Source organism: Nostoc sp. FACHB-152, assembly GCF_014697475.1.
In the GTDB taxonomy this organism is placed as follows: domain Bacteria; phylum Cyanobacteriota; class Cyanobacteriia; order Cyanobacteriales; family Nostocaceae; genus Nostoc_B.
Genome location: NZ_JACJRV010000179.1, coordinates 1 through 3,247, shown reverse-complemented (window position 1 = coordinate 3,247; position 3,247 = coordinate 1). Strand labels below are relative to the sequence as shown.

General features: G+C 43.1%; 6 protein-coding genes. All 6 read left to right on the top strand.

The genetic code is table 11. The features are described from left to right. Positions 1 to 99 precede the first annotated feature (99 nt). The 6 genes from H6G76_RS36365 (at position 100) to H6G76_RS37970 (ending at position 2,922) form a co-directional block, all read left to right on the top strand. The gene (locus tag H6G76_RS36365) at positions 100 to 600 is read left to right on the top strand and encodes a DnaB-like helicase C-terminal domain-containing protein (RefSeq protein ID WP_242056694.1); all 501 of its coding nucleotides are present in this window, start codon (positions 100 to 102) and stop codon (positions 598 to 600) included. A 5-nt stretch (positions 601 to 605) separates the two neighbouring features. Next, the gene (locus H6G76_RS36360; protein ID WP_190711037.1) at positions 606 to 1,013 is read left to right on the top strand and encodes a hypothetical protein; all 408 of its coding nucleotides are present in this window, start codon (positions 606 to 608) and stop codon (positions 1,011 to 1,013) included. Positions 1,014 to 1,015: 2 nt separating this feature from the next. Then, the gene (locus H6G76_RS38185) at positions 1,016 to 1,678 is read left to right on the top strand and encodes a site-specific DNA-methyltransferase (RefSeq protein WP_190711036.1); all 663 of its coding nucleotides are present in this window, start codon (positions 1,016 to 1,018) and stop codon (positions 1,676 to 1,678) included. 2 nt (positions 1,679 to 1,680) lie between these two features. Then, entirely contained in the window at positions 1,681 to 2,121 is a 441-nt protein-coding gene (locus H6G76_RS36350; protein WP_190711035.1) for a hypothetical protein, read from the top strand. Between the two features lie 112 nt (positions 2,122 to 2,233). Further along, positions 2,234 to 2,707: a hypothetical protein gene (locus H6G76_RS36345; protein WP_242056692.1), complete on the top strand. Its 474-nt coding sequence runs from the start codon at positions 2,234 to 2,236 to the stop codon at positions 2,705 to 2,707. A gap of 86 nt (positions 2,708 to 2,793) precedes the next feature. Beyond that, positions 2,794 to 2,922, top strand: a complete 129-nt coding sequence (locus H6G76_RS37970; RefSeq protein ID WP_277883164.1) for a hypothetical protein — start codon at positions 2,794 to 2,796, stop codon at positions 2,920 to 2,922. The last annotated feature ends 325 nt before the right edge of the window (positions 2,923 to 3,247 follow it).

The following is a 3,247-nucleotide window of genomic DNA, read 5'->3' as shown; positions in this document are numbered from 1 at the left end:
GCAAACGATGGAAATTGTGTTTGATGATTATTTGCCGCAATGGAATTACACTGCTAAACCACAGGTGACATAATTCTGGATTCTATTTAATCCGCATTCCTGAGTGAACAACAGATTTTCATCAACGACGAATCTTGCCCTTCTCTCAATGAAATCCGTAGTCAAGTCCGCCGAACTTCATCCCATTACGGTGGCGTTGGGCTTGTGATTGTTGATTATCTGCAACTAATGGCTGAAGCTGCTGACTCCAAGGCAAATATGACTGAACGTGTTGCCGAAATCAGCCGAGGATTGAAGAAACTCGCTAAAGATTTGGATGTTCCAGTTCTGGCTCTCTCCCAGTTAAGCCGTGAAGTTGAACACCGCAACGATAAACGCCCCATACTCAGCGATTTGCGTTCCAGTGGTGCTGTTGAGCAAGACAGCGATGTTGTCATCATGCTCTACCGCGAAGAAATGTACAACGAAAATACCCCAGATCGGGGCATTGCTGAGTTAATCGTTCGCAAGCAGCGCAATGGCCCTACTGGCACTGTCAAGCTTTTGTTTGACCATCAGTTTATCTCCTTCAAGAATTTGTCTCGTGGTCGGGGGTTTTAATAAATATGAGTACGATCTACCAAGAACTCCTCAACCAGTGGGCTAATCTTGCACCTGACGAATGCTCTTTTACAGACCGTGACTACAAGTTCAAGGTCAAAATCCTGCCCACAGTCGAAAAGCGCAATTCAAACAATGCTTCGCGTGTGGTTAGTTCTGAAAATATCGAGTGGCGTTTGTCCACCCACGAAGGGCAAGCTTTAGAACAACTGAACTTCGTGCTGTTAACCATCATTAATCACTGCACTACTCGACAAGCCAGCATCGGGTTTACTTTTACTGAACTTGGGATTACTGCGGTTATCTGCAATGGTTTGAAATCTCAACCACATCCTCATGCTGCGATGTCTAGCGACAAGCCGCAAAGCGTCTACGCTGCGTTGGACGCATACATTCAACTACTGGAATTTTAGACGTGATCAAACCATATTACACCGACCAATACATTACCTTGTACAACGCCGACTGCCGTGATATTCTCCCCTTACTAGAAGGACAATACTTCGGCTGGACAGATCCCCCGTATAACGTTGGAAAAAACTATGGCGTGTGGAACGATAGTTTATCTGATGATGAGTATTTGAGCTTTTGTAGCGAGTGGATTGCACAATTTCAAAATCTCTGCCCGGAAAATTGCATATTCACTCCTCGCAAATACTTCCTTGATTATTGGTCAATGCTAGGACGGCAGTACAAACAAATAATCCTGACTTGGACTCCAGAAGGGGCTATTAGAAACGGCTTTGTTAGTCAACACTCTAGTCTTTTAACCAACGCCAAACCCAAACAGCGCACAAAAGACGTTTGGCACAATCTACAAATGCCAGGACTCGGCTGGTTTTTTCATGAACAGTCTTTTGGACATCCTGGCTATACGAGTGAGGATTTAACGAATCACGTTCTCAGTAATTTGGCGAACCCAAATATGGACATACTTGACCCTTTTTGTGGCACTGGAACTACGCTCAAGTGTGCTAAAGACCTCAATCGTCGGGCTGTGGGCATTGAAATTAACGAACAATACTGTGATATTGCTGCTACGCGGTTGTCTCAGCAGGTTTTGGCGTTGTGGGGATGATTATGATTACAACCCAAACATTACTCACATTTGATGAACTCCGGGACAAATGTTTGCGACATCTTCAAGAAGTAACGGCACTTTGTCCTGGTGGCTTTACTAACCCTGATCCAGATTTTTTAAACGATGAATTCTCAGCTATTTGTGAAGACTTACGCAACAAGAGATTAGTTTGCGATCGCTGCTGTTTGGTTAACGCATTCTGGAGCGCAGTTTTTGAATTAGAACACAAACAAAAACTCTTACCAAATTCACTAGTTGTTCTGCAAAGAAGACTCTGTAGAATCATCAAGTTCTTCCCTGTATATCCAGTGAAGATTGAGTATAGAGTTTTCACAAAACACGGTAATGGAAGGCTCAAAAATGTCATTTACTCAACCATACTCAACCAGCCTATTCAAAGAGTTTTGTTAATAGATCCGTTAACAAAAAATCAACGTTGAAGTTGATTTTCACGAGCATCAATTAGAAGCAATATCTGTGGCAATGCCAAAGTTACAAAGCTGATCGCTTCGCATTACTTACCTCATGTTCACTCATACGGGGATGCTCACTATGTCTGTTGCGACACCCGAAAAATTCTTAGATGACGACCTTAAGAGTTCATCACTTCGTAGTCAAGGATGCCTCTATCAGTACACTGAAACCAAAAAGCTACAAGGTGGTTTAACGGTGTATTACCCTCGTGTCATTGGCGAACGTGACCCTAATGATCCACATCATTGGCGTTGGGGGTATAACTGGGAGCAAAAAGTTAATGGTGTTTGGAAAGGTCGATCTATTGGCTCTATCCCTTGTGGTGCAGTTACTCTCATTCGAGAAATGCAAAAGGGAGGGGCTAGTAAAGATGACATAATCGCCTTCATCAAACGAGCCAAAGCCAAAAAACCACTTTCTACCAAACCTGTACTAACAATCAATGCACCGATCGCTGTTGTGTTATTCGCAGGTGGCGGCGGTGTAGAATTACCAGAATTTAGTTTTCATTCACTGTTGCGAAGTGGTAAAATATATCGCACTAAAACATAATCCCCGCAACTCGCTGCTCAAAATAGCTAAAATCTTTAATTAGCAATGCGAACCTATCCCACGTTAGTCTAACCTGTTGAGAAGCGATGTCTGACAACAAGCAGCGATCGCACCGTTCACCCCTCATCTCTCAACCACAAAGCGCCCAGACCTCCGTGCCGCTTCAGCCGTGTAATAGATTTTGGTTTGACCAAATACTCCACCTGTACTGCTGATGATCCTAAATTGCCAGCAGTGTGCAGGAGTGTAATAGACGATTAGGATACTGTTGTTGATGCTCCCCAACTGTGTCAACTTTAATTTGGGACGAAGATGGCTCAATAGGAGAGATCACTTTTATGCTTTTTCGGATGATTTCACATGGAAGGCTACTAGAAAAGGCTCATTAGGTCGAGTGTTGTTGCTAAAATGACGTGCAATCAAGGGTTGTAACTCTATATACAGCACTTCCTGCTGTTATGGGGTACAGTTAATAAGAATAAAAATATTATCTTTTTATGAAAGCATATTCAATCGATCTGCGCGAAAAAATAGTTGCAG

Coding starts and splice junctions, on each gene's coding strand:
- H6G76_RS37970 (WP_277883164.1), top strand. CDS start 2,794: ATGTCTGACAACAAGCAGCGATCGCACCGTTCACCCCTCATCTCTCAA.
- H6G76_RS36350 (WP_190711035.1), top strand. CDS start 1,681: ATGATTACAACCCAAACATTACTCACATTTGATGAACTCCGGGACAAA.
- H6G76_RS36360 (WP_190711037.1), top strand. CDS start 606: ATGAGTACGATCTACCAAGAACTCCTCAACCAGTGGGCTAATCTTGCA.
- H6G76_RS36345 (WP_242056692.1), top strand. CDS start 2,234: ATGTCTGTTGCGACACCCGAAAAATTCTTAGATGACGACCTTAAGAGT.